This window comes from Devosia sp. Root105, assembly GCF_001424865.1.
In the GTDB taxonomy this organism is placed as follows: Bacteria; Pseudomonadota; Alphaproteobacteria; order Rhizobiales; family Devosiaceae; genus Devosia_A.
Map to the genome: position 1 here is coordinate 516451 of NZ_LMCR01000001.1, position 16543 is coordinate 532993.

Sequence of the window (16543 nt, forward strand, 5' to 3'; positions counted from 1 at the left end):
GCCGTCGGTCAAAGCCCGATTGCCTTGGCCGAGCAGACGGTGCCGGCTTCGACGCCGCCCGGCAGCACGTTGCTGAGCTTGAGCGCCTTGCCCGGCTGCAACGTCTTGCCGAGGCTGGCGACGCCGCTGATCCCCGCCGCCTTCCACTTGAACTGGGTGCCAGCCGGCAGCGCCACCACGCCGGCATTGGCAATACGCAGGTCGTCCGGGAACTCGCTCGGCGTCCCCGAGACGACGCAGTTGAGCGCCGCGCCGAGCTTCACGTTGGCGCTGAGCTGGCTGCCCTTTGCCTTGCCAGCTTTGCCGGGCGCGCCGTTGCCCATGTCGATGCCCAGATCGACGACGTCGAGCGGCGGATTGAGCACCTCGAAGAGGTCTTCATTGACGGTGACCTCAAGCTCAGGCTGCGGGTTGAAGATGCTGCCGAAATCTGGCGGATCACTATCCGGCCTCGCATCGTCGAAGATGTCGATGGAGTGCGAGTCGTCGCTCGAACCCGAGTCGCCGAGGCCCGGGATGTGAATACCACCCGCCGAAGCGAGGCTGGTGCTGAGAAGGATCGCCGCGAGGGCAAGGCTTGCCGATCTGGTCACGTTCATTTCAGTCTCCTGGTGCCGGGAGGGGACGGCGCCGGTCATTCGGTCGCCGGTCCAGTATTCCCGGTGGATGACTGGACGGCGGCCTTATGACGGGCTTCCACTGAACCGCCTTTGAGTGCAGTGTTTATTGCGCATTCATAATAGTTGTGGATTTGCAATGGTTCCAAATGTGCAAGTAATAGCTGCCGCCGACCCGCAAAGCCCGATGGCGCAGTTCCTGCGGCTGATGTCGGCGCAACTGCTGTCGAGCACCGCCCGTGACCTGCGGCACGAGAATATGTCGCTGGCAGAAGTTGCCTCGCTCTACCTGCTCGATCGCGACAAGGCCCTGAGGATCAACAGCCTCGCTACCGCCCTGGCGCTGTCGCTGCCGGCGGCGAGCCGGGTCGCCAGCACCCTGGTGGAGCGCGGCTTCGTCGCGCGCGCCGAGGACCCGGATGACCGCCGCGCCAAGGTGCTGACCCTCACCGCCGAGGGCACCGGGCTGCTCAACACCCTGAGTGGGAACCTCGTGGGCGAAGTGTCGCGCGTCCTCGCCACCGCCAACACGCCGGTCAGTAACCGGTTGGCGCAGCTGTTCGGCAGCATGGTCGCAGACGGCATGGCGGCGCCGACGAAGCCCGCCGAACCCGGAGACAGGCGATGAGCACCGCCACCCGCATCATGCGCAAGCTGGCGCAGAACAACCGGCTCGCCAACCACCGGCTGCTTACCGCGTGCCTCAAGCTGCAGCCCGGCGAGTTCGAGGCGATGCGGACGAGCTTCTTTCCCACCCTGAAGATGACGCTCAACCACATCCTCACCATCGATTGGTTCTACGTCGATGCGCTGGAAGGCGGCACGCTCGGTCCCAAAGCCTGGGATCCGGAGGAGCCGTTCGACGCCATTGGTCCGCTGGCGGCAGCGCAGTTCGCGGTCGACCAGCGCCTGCTCGCCTTCTGCACCGGCCTCACCGATGCGCGTCTCGCCGCCGAAACGCGGGTGCATCGCACCGGACGCATCCAGGTGGAACGCACCGACGACCTGCTGCTGCATCTGTTCATGCACCAGACCCACCACCGCGGCCAGGTGCATGCCATGCTGGCGGGTAGTTCGGTGAAACCGCCGCAGCTCGACGAGTTCCTCACCGCCAGCGATTTCCGCGACCGGGTCGACGACATGGCGGCGCTCGGGTGGAGCGAAGCGGAGCTCGGCGCGTAACGATGGCTCGGCAGCATGGCGAACTGGTGCAGTGGAACGACGAGCGCGGCTTCGGCTTCATCGCGGCAGACGATGGCGAGCGGCGCTTCGTGCATATCAGCGATATCGGCCGGATCGCCACGCGACCGCGCGCCGGCGATCGGGTGTCGTTCGCACTGGGCCGTGGCAGCGATGGACGGCTGGCTGCCAGGGAGGTGAAGATCGCCGGCGCCAACCCTCTCAACGCGGAGGCGAGACGCCGTAGCGCCCCAACGCCCGCCACACCGAGCATCGGCGTGCGCGGGGTGACAGCCGGCATCATCGTTTTGCTCGCCTTCGCCGATTATCTGCTTGGTCGGGCGCCCGCCTGGCTGCCCATCGCCTACCTGGTGCTCGGGGTGGTCGGCATCACCGTCTACTGGTTCGACAAGCGGGCGGCCAGAACGGACCGCTGGCGGGTCACAGAGCAAAGTCTTCACATCATCGATGCGATCGGTGGCATCGCTGGCGGGCTCGTCGCGCAGCAGCTGCTCCGCCACAAGACCAGCAAGCAGAGCTTCATCGCGGTCACCGTGCTGATCGCCGTCGTGCACGTCGCGGTTCTGGCGAGCCTCGGCCTCGGGTGGTGGACATTCGCCAAAGTCCTGGCTTAGCCCATTGACCGTGGCGGCGCCCGCACTTACTAAAGCCGTGACTTAAGTGAGACTCGTGATGGACGATCTGGCATCCGTGCACGACCACCGCTTCGACATCGTCACCAGCCGGGTGCTGAACGCCTCGCCTGCGGCGGTGTTTGCGGCCTTCGCCGATCCGGCCGTACTGTCCACCTGGTGGGGACCCAAGGGGTTTCGCGACACCATCCATGCCTTCGATTTTCGCGTCGGCGGCATCTGGCGGCATACGCTGCACAATCCCGATGGACGCGAGCATGAGAACGAAGCGCGTTTCACCGCGATCGAGCCCGATGCGCGCGTCGAATTCGACCACAACTCGGGCAAGCATTTCACCTTGAGCTTCAGGCCGGCACCGGGCGGCAAGACGCTGTTCTCACTCGGTATGACGTTCGAGAGCGCCGAGGCGCAGCGCGCGGCGCGGGAGCTGGTCAGCCGCTCCAATGACGAGAATATCGACCGGCTGGCAGCGGTCCTCAGACAGTAGGGCAGACCCGAAGGCCTGCCCCGCCAGCTCTAGATCAGCTTCCCGAAGAACGTCCTGATGTCCTCGACCAGGAGGTCCGGCGCGTCTGTCGCGGCGAAGTGGCCACCCGAGGGCATCTCGGTCCAGTGCACGATGTTGTTGGCCCGCTCGGCAAAACTGCGGACCGAGCGGAAATCCCACGGGAACACTGCGACGCCGGTCGGCGTGTCGTTGCGTTCCTCGCGATAGCCCGAGCCGGAGCGCGCATCCTCGAGATAGATGTTGCCGGCGGAGCCGCCCGAGGCGGTGAACCAGTAGACCGAGACATGCGCGAGGTAGCGGTCGCGATCGACATACTGCACCCCTTCGCCCTCGAAGCCGAAGAACAGCTCGGTGTTCCAGGCCAGCTGGCCGATCGGGGAATCGACGAGGCCATAGCCGAGCGTGCCGGGGCGCTTGGACTGGATGTCCTGGTAGCCGTTGTATTTGAGGAAGCCGTCGAGATTGGCGAAGCCCTCCTTCTCGAAGGGCGTGAGCTTCTCCATCTCGCCCGGCGCGCCGGTCGGGAAGGCGAAGATCTGCTGCAGGTGGGTGCCGACCAACCCTTCCGGCGCGAGGATGCCGAGCTCCTTGCCGACGAGCGAGCCGACATCGCCGCCCTGCGCGCCATAGCGGCTGTAGCCGAGCCGCTGCATCAGCGTATCCCAGGTCTTGGCCACCCTGGCGGTATCCCAGCCGGGCGCCGCCAGCGGCGTCGACCAGCCATAGCCGGGGAGCGAGGGGATGACGAGATCGAAGGCCAAAGCCGGATCGAGCCCATGGGCGCGCGGATCGCTCAGCGGACCGATCACCTCGAAGAACTCGATGACGCTCGAGGGCCAGCCATGGGTGAGGATCAGCGGGAAGGCGTTGGGTTCCTTCGACTTGATGTGGAGGAAATGGATGGTCTGCCCGTCGATCTCGGTGAGGAATTGCGGGTAGGCATTGAGCTTGGCCTCCCAGGTGCGCCAGTCGAACTGGTTCAGCCACTGGTCGGCCAATTCCTTGATGAAGGCCACCGGCTGGCCGCGGCTCCAGTCGGTGGTCGTGGCATGCGGCCAGCGCGCCATGGTCAGGCGTTCCTTCAGGTCCGCGATCTCGTCGTCGGACAGCTGAACCTTGAACGGGGTGATGGTCATTTCGTCTGCTCCGGTTGCATGGGAAACAAAGGCGCCGAGCGCCGGGACGACTGCCGCCGCAGCTGCGGCCTTCAAGAAGCTCCTGCGATCCAGATCGGTCATTGTCGGCTCCCGTTTCGCGCCGAACCACCATGGCCCGGCGTCTGAGGAGACCTTGCGCCCATCCTGCTGACAGGGCGTGGCAGCAGCGTTATCTCGTTGTGATGAAACAAAAATCCCCGCACGAGGCGGGGATTTCGAGAGTCATCGGCGCAGCAGGCGCGCCTCGAGAAAATCGCCGGTGGCGACGATCAGGGCATCGAGGGTTTCCGGCCCCGCCTCGATGTTGAAGACGTGGTCCATCGCCGCCGTCCACACCAGCTCGTCGCCCGCATGCGCATCGATCAGCCGCTCGACGCCGTCGGCGCTGACCAGCACGTCGTTGCTGCCCTGGGCGACCAGCAGCGGGCCGGCATAACCACTGAGTTCGGTCGCCGGATCCAGCGCCCGGAGCTCGGCGATCATCGGCCGGCCCAGCTGGATCGGCTGACCCCAGGGCATGGTCACATCGAGCGGGGCGCCTTCCGGCTCCGCAGCCATCACCTCGTTGCCGAAGAAGCCGGTGAAAGTTGCCATAGGATCGTTGACGCCGTTCCACAGCACCAGCGCGTCGGGCTGGCTTGTCCTCGCCACTGCCGATGCCACAGGACCGCCGAGGCTCCAGCCGAGGACGGCGAGGCGCTCGCCGTCGAGACGCGGATCGGCCTTGAGAAAGGCGATGGCGCCGATGCCGTCGGCGGCTTCCGAACTGACGGTCGCCTCGGCGAAGCTGCCGGCGCTGTCGCCCGAGCCGCGATAGTCGATCCTGAGGCTGGCGATGCCGCGGTCGGCCCAGAGCCTGGCAGCGCGCGCATAGGGCCCTTCCTCGGTCCCGGTGATCGCCCACTCGCCGCGATGCCCGAGAAAGCCGAACAGCATCAGCACCACCGGGGCGGGCTCGTCGGTCTCGGGCAAGGTGAGCGTTCCGACCACCGTCTGCCCGTCGACCTCGAACCGCACCACTTCCTCGCGCGATGCAGCTGCTGCCGGCAGGGCGGCGGCAATCAGGGTCGCGGCAAGCGCGGCTGCCAGCGTCTGTTTCATCTTCGTCATTTTGAAAGTCCCTCAGTTCTGGCGGGCCAGTCCCGCCGTTGAGGGAGGTTGTCGGCCAACCCTGCTGACAGAGTGCGGCAGGAGCCGAGAGAACTTGATCGGGGCGAACACCACGGCGCAGAAGGCACCCCCCACCCTGTCCCTCCCCCGCAAGGGGGGAGGAGACCAAAACACTGACGCTGGTGGTGGCGTCTCCCTCCCCCTTGCGGGGAGGGGACAGGGGTGGGGGTGCTCTTCCCGCACCGATCTGTCCACCCTCGGCGGGTTGTCACCCGGCGGCAGAAGACGGCCTACGGTCCCGGCTGGCTCGCCCAGTCCGGGTGCTGCCGAGCCCATTCCTCGCGCCATTCCTTGGCCAGTTGCAGGCGGCGGCGGCCGTAGCGCTGCTCGGTCTCGGCGGCCGAGACGATGCGGTCGGTGCGGAAATTGCGGAAGGCTTCGCGCATGCAGCACCAGCCGGCGACGATCTGCTTGCCTTCGTAATAGGCGAGCTGCACCGGCCAGATGTCGCGCTCGGACTGCCTGCCGCTCTCATCGGCATAGCCGATGTGCAGCGCCTTCTCGTTGCGCATCGCGGCGCGCACCAGCCCGAGCACCGGGGTCGGCTCCTGTGGCCCGCGCATCAGCACCGGCCAGAGCCCGGTATCCTTGATGCGGTCGCGCAGGTCGTCCGGCGAGGCGGTGGCGATTTTGGCCAGGGCGTTCTTTGCCGCGCCGGCAAGGCCCGCATCGGGCTGCGACTGCACCCAGCGGCCGCCCAGCACCAAAGCCTCGAGCTCCTCTGGCGTGAACATCAGCGGCGGCAGGAAGAAGCCGGGCCTCAGCATGTAGCCCACCCCGGCCTCGCCATCGATCGGCGCGCCCAGCCCGATAAGCGTCTGCACGTCGCGATAGAGCGTGCGTACCGAGACGCCCTGCTCCTCGGCCAGCGCCGCCGCGGTGACCGGGCGGCGGTGACGGCGCAGCGCGTCCATGACGGAAAACAGGCGTTCGGTCTTGTCCAAGCAATCATCTCCCAGGTCCTTCGGTTCTACCGATATTCGGCGCGCTGCACCATGCGACGGTGCTGCTGCCAGAGCCTGTCAGCAGCAGCGATTGACATTTCGGTATGTCCCGAAATATGTTGATGCGAACGACAGGAGATCCCGATGAGCGGCAAACCGCACAGCCTCAACGGCATCGGCCATTTCGATATTGCCGGTCCGGATTTCGGGGCGTTGCAGAGCTTTTATTCCGGCGTGCTCGGCTGGCAGGTGACGCCACGCGGCCCGGGCTACGGCAGGATCGCAACGCCCGCGGGCGGACCGGATGGCGCGCTGGTCGAGGCGGAAACCGCTTCGCTGACCCTCGGCATCGTGGTGCCCGATCTCGGCAAGGCGCTCGAAGCCGCCGAAGGCGAGGGCGGCGCCATTGCCATGCCGGTGGTCGACAACGGCTGGGTGAAAAAGGCGCAGGTGCGCGACCCCGCGGGGAACCTCCTCACCCTGATCCAGGGCTGACTGAGATCGACGATTTCGACCTCGACGAAGTGCTGCGCGCCCTGTCGCATCCCGACCGGCGCGAATTCGTTGCGGCCTGCAAGGGCGAGGCGAAGGCGGCCGGCGAGCTCGCAGCGCTCTCCGCGCTTTCCCTCGCGACCGTCTCGGAGCACCTCAAGGTGCTGAGGAAATCCGGCCTGCTGGTGCTCGAAAAACGTGGCCGCTTCTGGTTCTACCGCACCGATGCGGCGGTGGTGGAGCGGGCGGCGAAAGAGGTGGCCGCGCTGACGACCACCCCAGACGAAAAGCGCTAGCTGCGCGGTGTGATTTCGCGATGGAACGCCCGGATGTCATCGGCCAGCACGTCGGGCACTTCCAGCGCCGGAAAGTGCCCGCCCTGCCGCGCTTCGTTCCAGTGGAGGAGGTTCTGGAGGTTCCGCTCGCCCCAGGCGCGCGGCGCCGGCAGGTCGCAGTCGGCCGGCACCAGCACGCCCTGCGGCACGTCGTGCCGGGGCATCGGCGTCATGATCTCCTGATCGGCGAAGGCTTCCTTGTAGAGCCGCACCGAGGAGCCGATGGTCTGGGTGAACCAGTAGACCGAGAGCAGCGTCGCCAGCGTTTCGAACGGGAAGACGCGTTCGATGTCGCCGCCCGTATCGCCCCAGCGATGGAATTTCTCGAGGATCCACGCGGCAAGCCCGGCGGGCGAATCGTTCAGCCCCATCGCCAGCGACGTCGGCTTGGTGCCGTGCACCAGGGCGTAGGCGCCTTCAACGAAGCCGGTATAGGCGACCTGCTGAAAATACCGGGCCTCCTCCGGCGTCGGATCGTCCGGCTTTGGATAGCCCGAAAAGACATTGCAGTAGTGGGCGCCGAGCAGCCGGTCAGGATGGTGCCGCACCAGGCCCAGCATCGCGCCGGTACCGAGATCCGAGCCCGAGGTGAGAAAGCGCGGGTAGCCGAGCCGCTGCATCAGCCTGGCCCAGAGCTCTGCCGTCCGGGTCATGTTCATGCCCTTGTGGCTGGGTCGGCCGGAAAAGCCGTAGCCGGGCAGCGAAGGGATGATCACGTCGAACGACACACCGTCGATCTCGGCGGTCAGCCGGTCGACCAATGGCAGCAGCTCGACGAAATTGCTCGGCCAGCCATTGGTCAGCAGCAGCGGCACGGGGTCAGCGCCCTTGCCGCGCCCGTGGACGAAATGCACGGTCTCGCCGTCGACCAGTTCGGTGAACTGCGAATAGCGATTGAGTCGCGCCTCGGCGGCGCGCCAGTCGAACTCACTGACCCAGTAAGCGACGAAGCGGCGGAGAAAGGCGAGGCTGGTGCCGTAATCCCAGCCGGCATCCGCAACTTCATCGGGAAAGCGGGCGTGTTGCAGCCGGCTCTTGAGGTCAGCGATGTCGGCGTCGGCAATGGCGATGGTGAAAGGGGTCATGCACTCGTCTCCATATTGGGTATGCGGAGATCGATGCCTGAAGCCTGCTGCCAGATGCTGTCAGCAGTGCGGTCAATGCCGGCGCGGAACTGTTGCGCCGGAGGCGGGCAAGCGGCGATGATGGGCCGAACCGGAGCGTCACAGTGGATCAGATGGTTTTCTGGATGGCGAGCGCCGCTGGGCTGGCGGTCGCCTATCTGCTGGGCGCAACGCCCACCGGTTACCTCGCCGGGAAGCTGCTCAAGGGCATCGACATCCGGCAGCACGGCTCGGGATCGACCGGCGCAACCAATGTCCTGCGCATACTGGGGAAATGGCCGGCGCTCGCGGTGCTTGTGGTCGACGTGCTGAAGGGTGCGGCGGCAGTCGCCTTTGCCGGCTGGTTCACCCAATGGCTGTCATCGGCCGTGGCACCTGCCGATCTCGATCTCAAAAACCTGCTGCCCTGGGCAATCTGCCTTGCCGGCCTCGCCGCGTTGCTGGGACACAGCCGATCGGTGTGGCTCGGTTTCAGCGGTGGCAAATCCGTCGCAACGGGGCTGGGCGTGGTGCTGGCGCTGTCGTGGCCGGTCGGCCTCGGCGCGCTGGCAGTGTTCGGCGTGGCGCTGGCCGCCTCGCGAATCGTCTCGCTCAGCTCGGTGCTGGCGGCATCTGCCGCGATCGTCCTGGTCCTGGTGCTGGAGCAACCGCTGCCCTATCGGCTGCTGGTGATCGCCGGCGGCCTCTATGTGATCGTGCGGCATCGGGCCAACATCCGGCGGCTCCTCGCCGGTACCGAGCCCCGCCTGGGGCAGGCCAGTCCGATGCCGAGGGCGGAGCTGTAGGCTCAGGCCTTCGCCAGCGCCGCGCCCTTGCCGGCGAGGCCGGCGAACACCGTCCAGTTGCGCTGCGTCATGCGGGCGCCGAGGCGCTTTTCGATATTGAGTTTCGTCGTGCTGATGCCCTTGGGATAGGCAACGATCAGCTGTGCGCCGACCATCGCCAGGAGCTCCGGCCCGCCCCAATCGCGGAGCGGCGTCCAGTCGGGCGCCTTGTGGAAGGAGCAGACGCCGAGTTCGTGCGGACGCTCTGCCGCCACCTCGGGGAACGGGTTGGCCGCGACCACCGCCGCCATATCCTTCGGCTTGACGACAAACACCTCGTTGGCCGGGCCGAGCCCGAAACCATCGACCGCGCCCTGGACGAGCTTCCGCACCGCGGCCAGGGTCTGGGTGGAACGAAGGATAATGTTGCCGGTATTGCCGATGGTCGAGACCTCATCGAGCCCGGCGGCGGCGCAGGCATCGCGCAGCGCCGCCATCTTCATTTTGGCGTGCGTCACCGGACCGATCGCACGGATCAGGGCAACGTAGGCCGCCATCAGGCGATCTCGATATCGACGCGGTGACTGTAGTCGCGGTCCGGCCCGTAGATGGTCGAGGGGAAGTGCGGGTGGTTCACCGCATCGGGCAGGTCCTGGTCTTCGAGGCAAAAGCCGCAATGGTTGCCATAGTGCTTGCCCTCGGCCGAGACGTCAGTGGTCACCGAGTTGTAGACCTGCAGCCCCGGCCGGTCGGTATAGAGTTTCAGGGTCAGGAGCTTGTCCGGCCCGGTCACCACCGCCACCGGATCCTCGAAGCGGCGGTCGGTGTTGAGCACTACGTTGCCGTCATAGTCGATCGGCTTGCCGGCGGCGTCGCGCATGCTGCGCCCCTGACGGAAATCCCAGATGGTGCCATCGACCGGCAGGATGGCGCCGGTCGGGATCAGCGGGCCGCCGAGCTCGGTATAGGCGGCAGCATCGATCTTGTAGCTGTGGTCGAGCACGTCGGGGCCGGTGCCGAGGTTGAAATACTGGTGCTGCACCACGTTGATCGGGGTGCGGCGGTCGGCCTTGGCGGCAAGATCGAGGCGCAGCCGGTTGCCGGTGAGCGTATAGGTGGCGGTGAATTTGACGTTGCCGGGAAAGCCCATGGCGCCGTCGGGCGAATCAAGGGTGAAACGCACGGCGTTGTTGGCGCTGTCCGCCTCACCATCCCACACCAGCCGGCCGATACCCTCCGGCCCGCCATGCAGGGTATGGCCGACGAAGTTGGTCTTCAGCTGGTAGGTTTTGCCGTCGAGGGTGAATTTCGCATCCTTGATGCGGTTGGCGACTCGGCCGGCGAGCGAGCCGAAATACGGCGAATGGGCGGGATAGCTGTCGAATTTGTCGTAGCCGAGCACCACCGAACGAAGACCGCCGGCCACCGGCACGCGCCAGTCGCGCACCAGCACGCCCCACGAAATGATGTCGACTTCGACCCCGGTGTCGCTCCGAAGCTTGAACTGCTCGACCCGCTTGCCATCGAAGCTGCCGAACTCTTCCACCGCGACGCTCATTGCCGTTATCTCCTCTTTCGTGCGACGGGTTGATAACCGCAATCCGCAAGAAGCGGAAGACTGAGCGGAACTACGAGCGGAAGCCGGAGAGGGGGAGGCGATGGACGAAGTGAAGCGGCGGGCCACCGTGCACGATGTGGCGCGCGAGGCCGGCGTGTCGCTGGCGACGGTCGATCGCGTGCTCAACGGTCGCCCCGGCGTGCGCACCGAGACCGCCGACAAGGTGGCCGAGGCGATCAAGGCGCTCGACTTCCGCCGCGACCTCTCGGCCTCGCTGCTGGCCCGGGCCCGCGATCTCGGCGTCACCTTCCTGATTCCCGATGGCCGCAACGAATTCATGCTGGGGCTGGTCGACGCCATCGCCCGGCGGGCCCGCACCACCAAGGGCGAGCGCCTGTCGATCACCACCAAACTGGTGCATGCCTTCGACGCCTCGGCGCTGGCCGGCGCGCTCGGCAGCCTCGACCCCAAGAGCTGCGACTGCGCCGTGGTCGTCGCCACCGAGGACGATAAGGTGCGGCGCGCCATCGACCAGGCGTCGCGCCGCGGCATCGCTGTGGTGACGCTGGTCTCCGACCTGCCCGGCTCGGCCCGCCGGCATTTCGTCGGCATCGACAATGTCGCGGCAGGACGGACCGCCGGCTCGCTGATCGGCCGCTTCTGCCCGGCAGGTGGGATCGGTCTCATTGCCGGCTCGCTCAGCCTCGCCGACCACCACCAGCGGCGCGAGGGGTTTGAAGCGGTGCTGCGCGCCGAATTCCCCGGGCACGAGATCGTCGGTCCGTTCGAGGGGTTTGACGATGATATCAAGACCGAAGCAGCGGCGATCGAGCTGCTGAAGCAGCCGCTCACCGGCATCTACAATATGGGCGGCGGCTATGCGGGGCTGCTCAGGGCGCTCGAGCGCACCGGCAAGACCGGCAAGGTGCGCGTCGTGGCGCACGAACTCACCGAGGCTACCCGCATCGGGCTCGCCAGCGGCGCCATCGACGTGGTGATCGACCAGAACCCGGATGGCGAAATCGCCGCGGCGCTCGCCGTCGCCCGCGCCCTGGCGCTGGGGCAGGACGTAGAGCGGCGCCCCGCCCCCATTGAAATCGGTCTCTATCTGCGCGACAATCTCCCCAGAGGGTAATCCATCATAACGACGCCCCGGGAGGACTACGGCATGTTCTGTCTGCGCGGTCTTGAGGTACGTGCCTCATGACCTATCTCGGCATTGATATCGGCACTTCGGGCGTCAAGGCGCTGCTCATCGACCGGGCCGGCCAGCCGCTCGGCGAGGCCACGGCGAAGGCGGTCGAACCTACCCGGCCGCACCCCGGCTGGTCCGAACAGAACCCGGCCGACTGGTGGAACGCCACGCTCGAAGCCATCGACAAGCTGTCGAAGGCCCATCCATCGGAACTGGCCAAGGTCCGCGGCATCGGACTTTCGGGCCACATGCATGGCGCCACGCTCGTCGACAAGAATGACCAGGTGCTGCGCCCGTGCATCCTGTGGAACGATGGCCGCTCGGCCGCCGAATGCGCCGAGATGGAAGCGGCGCTGCCGGCGCTGCGCGACATCGCCGGCAACATCGCCATGCCCGGCTTCACCGCACCGAAGATCGCCTGGGTCAGGAAGCACGAGCCGGAGATCTACGCCAAGATCGCCAAGGTGCTGTTGCCTAAGGCCTATATCCGGCTGCTGTTGACCGGCGAGCATATCGAGGAGATGTCGGATGCCTCGGGCACGCTGTGGCTCGATGTGGGCAAGCGCGACTGGTCGGACGAACTGCTGGCGCTCACCGGGCTCAACCGCTCGCACATGCCGCGACTGGTCGAAGGCTCCGCCCCCTCAGCCAGGCTGAAGCGCGAGTTCGCCAGCCGTTGGGGCATGGCTGATGACGTCGTGGTCGCCGGCGGCGCCGGTGACAACGCCGCCGCGGCCTGCGGTATCGGCGCCATCCAGCCGGGCGAGGGTTTTGTCTCGCTCGGTACCTCCGGCGTGCTGTTCGTCTCGAACGATCGCTTCCGCCCCAACACGAAGGGCGCGGTGCACGCCTTCTGCCACGCCATCCCCGACACCTGGCACCAGATGGGGGTGATCCTTTCGGCCACCGACAGCCTCAACTGGCTGGCCAAGATCACCGGCCAGGATCCGGCGAAACTCGCCGGCGCCGCCGAGGCCGGGTTCAAGGGCCCGGGAGAGGAGATTTTTCTGCCGTATCTCTCGGGCGAACGCACGCCGCACAACAACGCCGCGGCGCGCGGCAGTCTTACCGGCCTCAGCCATTCCACCGATCCGGCCTTGCTGGCCCAGGCGGTGATGGAAGGCGTCGCCTTTGCCTTCCGCGATTGCCAGCGCGTGCTCAAGGACGCCGGCACCGAGATGGGCCAATTGCTCGCCGTCGGCGGCGGTTCGAAATCCGAACTGTGGCTGAAGCTCATCGCCACCAATCTCGATACCGAGATCGCGCTGCCCGAGGACGGCGATTTTGGCGGGGCGCTGGGCGTCGCGCGGCTCGGCCTCTGCGCCGCCGAAGGCGCCGACCCCACGGAGATCATGACCATGCCGGCGATCAAGCGGGTGATCACACCCGACGCCGGCTTGAAGACTGCCTATGCCGATCAATATGCGCGCTACCGCGCTCTTTACCCCGCCATCGAGGAGGCCCGTAAGTGACTGATTTCTTTAAGGGACTGAAGCCCGTAAAGTTCGAAGGACCCACATCCGCAAACCCGCTCGCCTACCGGTTCTACAACAAGGACGAACTGGTGATGGGCAAGCGGATGGAGGATCACATCCGGCCGGCCATCGCCTACTGGCACACCTTCGCCTGGGAAGGCGGCGACCCGTTCGGCGGCCGCACCTTTGACCGTCCGTGGTATGACAAGGGCCTCGAGGGCGCCAAGATCAAGGCCGACGTCGCCTTCGAGTTGTTCGACCTCCTGGATGCACCGTTCTTCTGCTTCCACGACGCCGACGTCGCCCCCGAGGGCGCGACGCTCAAGGAGAGCAACAAGAACCTCAGGACCATCACCGACATCTTCGCCAAGAAGATGCAGAGCTCGCGCACCAGGCTGCTCTGGGGCACGGCGAACCTGTTCTCCAACCGCCGCTACATGGCGGGCGCCGCCACCAACCCCGACCCCTACGTCTTCGCCTATGCGGCCGGACAGGTGAAGGAGATGCTGGAGATCACCCATGAGCTGGGTGGCTCCAATTATGTGCTGTGGGGCGGTCGCGAGGGCTACGAGACGCTGCTCAACACCCGCATCAAGCAGGAGCAGGACCAGGCGGCCCGCTTCCTGTCGCTGGTCATCGAGCATGCCAAGAAGATCGGCTTCAAGGGGCAGCTGCTGATCGAGCCCAAGCCGCAGGAGCCGACGAAACACCAGTATGACTACGACGTCGCGACGGTCTACGGCTTCCTCAAAACCTACGGCCTCGAAAAGGACGTGAAGGTCAACATCGAGGTCGGCCACGCCTTCCTCGCCGGCCACAGCTTCGAGCACGAGCTGGCGGTTGCCGGCGGGCTCGGCATCCTCGGCTCGGTCGATGCCAACCGCAACGACCTGCAGTCGGGCTGGGACACCGACCAGTTCCCCAACAACCCCGGCGAGATGGCGCTGGCCTTCTACCAGATCCTCAAGGCCGGCGGCCTCGGCAAAGGCGGCTTCAACTTCGATGCCAAGGTGCGGCGCCAGTCGATCGAGCCGGCCGACCTGCTCTATGGCCATGTCGGCGGCCTCGATGTGCTGGCCCGCGGCCTCAAGGCGGCCGCCGCGATGATCGAGGACGGGACTTTCGACAAGGCGCAGGATGCGCGCTACGCCGGCTGGAACGAGAAGGGCGCCGCCGCGATGCTGAAAGGCGAGCGGACGCTCGCTGAGATCGCCCAGTGGGTGGATGCCGACAACATCAACCCCGAACCCCGGTCCGGCCAGCAGGAATATCTCGAGAACCTGGTCAACCGGTTCGTGTAAGCCGATGGCCGAGTCAGCTGAGGAGTTTAGTCGCAAGCTCGCAAGGCAAGCCTTGCTGAAGTCTCTTGGCAAGCAAGCCGAGCCGCAGTTCTCAGCGGTCCGGATGCATAGCTGGACCATACCTGGCCTCGGCAGTGGCTATGGCTTCAGCGGCATCGTGGCAATCACAGGTAAGGATGGAACGCACCGATCGGTGCGTTTCATGGCCGCCCCGGGTGGGGCTGGCACCGAGGACCAGATGGCCGCGTCAGACTTCGATACCCTTTGCGACACGTACTGCCCGGGTGCGGGCGAACCGTCCACCTTCTAGAGTTCCATTCAGCATGCCCACCATCCGCAATCCCATCCTCCCCGGCTTCAATCCCGATCCCTCGATCCTCAGGGTCGGCGACGACTATTACATCGCCACCTCCACCTTCGAGTGGTACCCGGGCGTGCAGATCCATCACTCGAAGGATCTCGCCAACTGGGAGCTGGTGACCCGGCCGCTGACCCGCAAATCGCAGCTCGACATGCGGGGCGATCCGGATTCGTGCGGGGTGTGGGCGCCCTGTCTCAGCCATGACGGCGAGCAGTTCTTCCTCATCTACACCGACGTGAAGCGCAAGGACGGCTCGTTCAAGGACGCGCATAACTACCTCGTCACCGCGCCCACCATCGACGGGCCGTGGTCCGACCCGGTATATATGAACTCCTCGGGGTTCGACCCGTCGCTGTTCCATGACGACGACGGCAAGAAGTGGTTCGTCAACATGCTATGGGACCATAGGACCCGGCCGCTGCTGTTCGCCGGCATTGCGCTGCAGGAATATGACCATCACCAGCGAAAGCTCGTCGGGCCGATCAAGAATATCTACGAGGGCACCGACCTGAAGCTGGTCGAGGGCCCGCATCTCTATAAGCGCAACGGCAAAGACGGGCGGCCCTGGTATTACCTGCTCACTGCCGAGGGCGGCACGGGCTACGAGCACGCCGTCACCTTCGCCCGTTCGCGCCAGATCGACGGGCCGTATGAGACGCACCCGATCAAGCACATCCTCACTGCCAAGGATGCGCCGCTCAACCCGGTGCAGCGGGCGGGCCATGGCGATATCGTCGAGACGGCTGACGGCAAGACCTTCCTCGTCCACCTGATGGGTCGCCCGACCACCCAGAAGCGCCGCTGCGTGCTCGGCCGCGAGACCGGCATCCAGGAAGCCTATTGGGGCGCCGATGACTGGCTGTGGGTGAAGAACGGCCCGGTCCCCTCGCTCGAGGTGGAAATCCCGGGAGCCCGCGACGACAGCGGCTACTGGGCCGAGCAGCGCTACCAGTTCGATACCCTGCACCCGGATTTCCAGTGGCTCCGCACGCCGGAAACCGAGCGCATCTTCTCGGTGGGCGACAACCAGCTGACCCTGTTCGGCCGCGAGTCGATCGGCAGCTGGTTCGAGCAGGCGCTGGTCGCCCGGCGGCAGACGCACTTCTCCTACGATGCCGAAGTGACGCTCGATTTCGCGCCGGTGGATGAGCGCCAGTTTGCGGGCATAACGGGTTATTACGGCCGCTACAATTTCCACTATCTCACCGTCACCGCGCATTCGGACGGCAAGCGGGAGCTCCTGATCATGAGCTCACTCGCCAGCCACCCCGACGGCAAGCTCACCTACCCAGCGGCCCCGATGCCGCTGCCGCAGGAGGGGCCGGTGCGTTTGAAGATCGAGATCCGTGGGCCGAAGCTGCAGTTCTTCTACGCCACGGGCGATGCCAGGGCGGCCGGCAACTGGCAGCCGGTTGGCGGCGCGCTCGACGCTTCGATCCTCTCGGACGAATGCGGCGGGCATGCCGAGCATGGCAGCTTTACCGGAGCGTTTGTCGGCATGGCGGCGTCGGATCTGAACGGGACAGCGAAGCCGGCGGTGTTTTCGGACTTCGTCTACCGGCCGGTGCGGGATCCGAGCGATCGGTATTGAGGGCTGGCGCCGAGGCCGGTGCGGGCTGACCCCCACCCCTGTCCCCTCCCCCTCTAGGGGACGCGTAGCGCCCCGGAATGGGGAGGGAGACCAAAACACTGGCATTCGTGGGGAGCGTC

19 protein-coding genes are annotated in these 16543 nt (G+C 66.2%); 12 read left to right on the plus strand and 7 right to left on the minus strand.

Features of this window, described 5'->3' with window-relative positions; genetic code table 11:
• Positions 1-8 precede the first annotated feature (8 nt).
• Positions 9-599, minus strand: a complete 591-nt coding sequence (locus tag ASC68_RS02325; protein WP_055874149.1) for a hypothetical protein — start codon at positions 597-599, stop codon at positions 9-11.
• A gap of 205 nt (positions 600-804) precedes the next feature.
• On the opposite strand from ASC68_RS02325, the gene ASC68_RS02330 reads away from it, so the two are divergent.
• From ASC68_RS02330 to ASC68_RS02345, 4 genes are read left to right on the plus strand one after another with little or no spacing between them, the layout of a single operon-like run.
• A complete protein-coding gene (locus ASC68_RS02330; protein ID WP_055874153.1) occupies positions 805-1245 on the plus strand; it encodes a MarR family transcriptional regulator in 441 nt (146 codons plus the stop codon).
• The gene (locus ASC68_RS02335) at positions 1242-1799 is read left to right on the plus strand and encodes a DinB family protein (RefSeq protein WP_055874156.1); all 558 of its coding nucleotides are present in this window, start codon (positions 1242-1244) and stop codon (positions 1797-1799) included. Before ASC68_RS02330 ends, ASC68_RS02335 begins: the two co-directional genes overlap by 4 nt.
• Before the next feature lie 2 nt (positions 1800-1801).
• Positions 1802-2431, plus strand: coding sequence for a DUF1294 domain-containing protein (locus ASC68_RS02340; protein WP_055874159.1), 630 nt, complete (start codon positions 1802-1804; stop codon positions 2429-2431).
• A 58-nt stretch (positions 2432-2489) separates the two neighbouring features.
• On the plus strand, positions 2490-2936 hold the full coding sequence (locus ASC68_RS02345; protein WP_055874162.1) for an SRPBCC domain-containing protein: 447 nt from the start codon (positions 2490-2492) through the stop codon (positions 2934-2936).
• Positions 2937-2965: 29 nt separating this feature from the next.
• Here the strand turns inward: ASC68_RS02345 and ASC68_RS02350 are convergent, their stop codons facing one another.
• From ASC68_RS02350 to ASC68_RS02360, 3 genes are all read right to left on the minus strand, one after another.
• Positions 2966-4195: an epoxide hydrolase family protein gene (locus ASC68_RS02350; RefSeq protein ID WP_156384475.1), complete on the minus strand. Its 1230-nt coding sequence runs from the start codon at positions 4193-4195 to the stop codon at positions 2966-2968.
• 141 nt (positions 4196-4336) lie between these two features.
• The gene (locus ASC68_RS02355) at positions 4337-5224 is read right to left on the minus strand and encodes a CocE/NonD family hydrolase (protein WP_055874167.1); all 888 of its coding nucleotides are present in this window, start codon (positions 5222-5224) and stop codon (positions 4337-4339) included.
• A 290-nt stretch (positions 5225-5514) separates the two neighbouring features.
• Complete coding sequence (locus ASC68_RS02360; RefSeq protein ID WP_055874169.1) at positions 5515-6228, minus strand: YafY family protein; 714 nt, start codon at positions 6226-6228, stop codon at positions 5515-5517.
• Positions 6229-6372: 144 nt separating this feature from the next.
• On the opposite strand from ASC68_RS02360, the gene ASC68_RS28540 reads away from it, so the two are divergent.
• Together ASC68_RS28540 and ASC68_RS28545 are read left to right on the plus strand one after the other, a co-directional pair.
• Entirely contained in the window at positions 6373-6723 is a 351-nt protein-coding gene (locus ASC68_RS28540; RefSeq protein ID WP_055874172.1) for a VOC family protein, read from the plus strand.
• 29 nt (positions 6724-6752) lie between these two features.
• Positions 6753-7016, plus strand: coding sequence for a helix-turn-helix domain-containing protein (locus ASC68_RS28545; RefSeq protein ID WP_055874174.1), 264 nt, complete (start codon positions 6753-6755; stop codon positions 7014-7016).
• On the opposite strand, the gene ASC68_RS02375 is transcribed toward ASC68_RS28545, so the two are convergent.
• Positions 7013-8140 (minus strand): epoxide hydrolase family protein, encoded by a 1128-nt coding sequence (locus ASC68_RS02375; protein WP_055874177.1) that lies wholly within the window; start codon positions 8138-8140, stop codon positions 7013-7015. The genes ASC68_RS28545 and ASC68_RS02375 overlap by 4 nt on opposite strands.
• 152 nt (positions 8141-8292) lie before the next feature.
• Between ASC68_RS02375 and plsY the strand changes: the two genes are divergently transcribed.
• Positions 8293-8964 carry a glycerol-3-phosphate 1-O-acyltransferase PlsY gene (gene plsY, locus ASC68_RS02380; protein WP_055875933.1) on the plus strand — a complete coding sequence of 224 codons (672 nt, stop codon included), beginning with the start codon at positions 8293-8295 and terminating at the stop codon, positions 8962-8964.
• 2 nt (positions 8965-8966) lie between these two features.
• Here plsY and ASC68_RS02385 read toward each other — a convergent pair whose 3' ends face one another.
• Together ASC68_RS02385 and ASC68_RS02390 are read right to left on the minus strand one after the other, a co-directional pair.
• A complete protein-coding gene (locus tag ASC68_RS02385) occupies positions 8967-9500 on the minus strand; it encodes a DUF1697 domain-containing protein (protein ID WP_055874179.1) in 534 nt (177 codons plus the stop codon).
• The gene (locus ASC68_RS02390) at positions 9500-10501 is read right to left on the minus strand and encodes an aldose epimerase family protein (protein ID WP_055874182.1); all 1002 of its coding nucleotides are present in this window, start codon (positions 10499-10501) and stop codon (positions 9500-9502) included. Before ASC68_RS02390 ends, ASC68_RS02385 begins: the two co-directional genes overlap by 1 nt.
• Positions 10502-10601: 100 nt before the next feature.
• Between ASC68_RS02390 and ASC68_RS02395 the strand changes: the two genes are divergently transcribed.
• The 5 genes from ASC68_RS02395 (at position 10602) to ASC68_RS02415 (ending at position 16424) form a co-directional block, all read left to right on the plus strand.
• A complete protein-coding gene (locus ASC68_RS02395) occupies positions 10602-11636 on the plus strand; it encodes a LacI family DNA-binding transcriptional regulator (RefSeq protein WP_055874185.1) in 1035 nt (344 codons plus the stop codon).
• Positions 11637-11704: 68 nt separating this feature from the next.
• A complete protein-coding gene (gene xylB / locus ASC68_RS02400) occupies positions 11705-13168 on the plus strand; it encodes a xylulokinase (RefSeq protein WP_055874187.1) in 1464 nt (487 codons plus the stop codon).
• Positions 13165-14472, plus strand: a complete 1308-nt coding sequence (gene xylA / locus ASC68_RS02405; protein ID WP_055874190.1) for a xylose isomerase — start codon at positions 13165-13167, stop codon at positions 14470-14472. Before xylB ends, xylA begins: the two co-directional genes overlap by 4 nt.
• A 4-nt stretch (positions 14473-14476) precedes the next feature.
• Positions 14477-14782 carry a hypothetical protein gene (locus ASC68_RS02410; protein ID WP_055874193.1) on the plus strand — a complete coding sequence of 102 codons (306 nt, stop codon included), beginning with the start codon at positions 14477-14479 and terminating at the stop codon, positions 14780-14782.
• A 13-nt stretch (positions 14783-14795) separates the two neighbouring features.
• Positions 14796-16424, plus strand: a complete 1629-nt coding sequence (locus ASC68_RS02415) for a glycoside hydrolase family 43 protein (RefSeq protein WP_055874196.1) — start codon at positions 14796-14798, stop codon at positions 16422-16424.
• The last annotated feature ends 119 nt before the right edge of the window (positions 16425-16543 follow it).

Bases quoted from the DNA above. Each gene is read 5' to 3' on its own strand.
- ASC68_RS02325 (WP_055874149.1), bottom strand. From the start codon at position 599: ATGAACGTGACCAGATCGGCAAGCCTTGCCCTCGCGGCGATCCTTCTC.
- ASC68_RS02330 (WP_055874153.1), top strand. From the start codon at position 805: ATGGCGCAGTTCCTGCGGCTGATGTCGGCGCAACTGCTGTCGAGCACC.
- ASC68_RS02335 (WP_055874156.1), top strand. From the start codon at position 1,242: ATGAGCACCGCCACCCGCATCATGCGCAAGCTGGCGCAGAACAACCGG.
- ASC68_RS02340 (WP_055874159.1), top strand. From the start codon at position 1,802: ATGGCTCGGCAGCATGGCGAACTGGTGCAGTGGAACGACGAGCGCGGC.
- ASC68_RS02345 (WP_055874162.1), top strand. From the start codon at position 2,490: ATGGACGATCTGGCATCCGTGCACGACCACCGCTTCGACATCGTCACC.
- ASC68_RS02350 (WP_156384475.1), bottom strand. From the start codon at position 4,195: ATGACCGATCTGGATCGCAGGAGCTTCTTGAAGGCCGCAGCTGCGGCG.
- ASC68_RS02355 (WP_055874167.1), bottom strand. From the start codon at position 5,224: ATGACGAAGATGAAACAGACGCTGGCAGCCGCGCTTGCCGCGACCCTG.
- ASC68_RS28540 (WP_055874172.1), top strand. From the start codon at position 6,373: ATGAGCGGCAAACCGCACAGCCTCAACGGCATCGGCCATTTCGATATT.
- ASC68_RS02375 (WP_055874177.1), bottom strand. From the start codon at position 8,140: ATGACCCCTTTCACCATCGCCATTGCCGACGCCGACATCGCTGACCTC.
- plsY (WP_055875933.1), top strand. From the start codon at position 8,293: ATGGTTTTCTGGATGGCGAGCGCCGCTGGGCTGGCGGTCGCCTATCTG.
- ASC68_RS02385 (WP_055874179.1), bottom strand. From the start codon at position 9,500: ATGGCGGCCTACGTTGCCCTGATCCGTGCGATCGGTCCGGTGACGCAC.
- ASC68_RS02390 (WP_055874182.1), bottom strand. From the start codon at position 10,501: ATGAGCGTCGCGGTGGAAGAGTTCGGCAGCTTCGATGGCAAGCGGGTC.
- ASC68_RS02395 (WP_055874185.1), top strand. From the start codon at position 10,602: ATGGACGAAGTGAAGCGGCGGGCCACCGTGCACGATGTGGCGCGCGAG.
- xylB (WP_055874187.1), top strand. From the start codon at position 11,705: ATGACCTATCTCGGCATTGATATCGGCACTTCGGGCGTCAAGGCGCTG.
- ASC68_RS02410 (WP_055874193.1), top strand. From the start codon at position 14,477: ATGGCCGAGTCAGCTGAGGAGTTTAGTCGCAAGCTCGCAAGGCAAGCC.
- ASC68_RS02415 (WP_055874196.1), top strand. From the start codon at position 14,796: ATGCCCACCATCCGCAATCCCATCCTCCCCGGCTTCAATCCCGATCCC.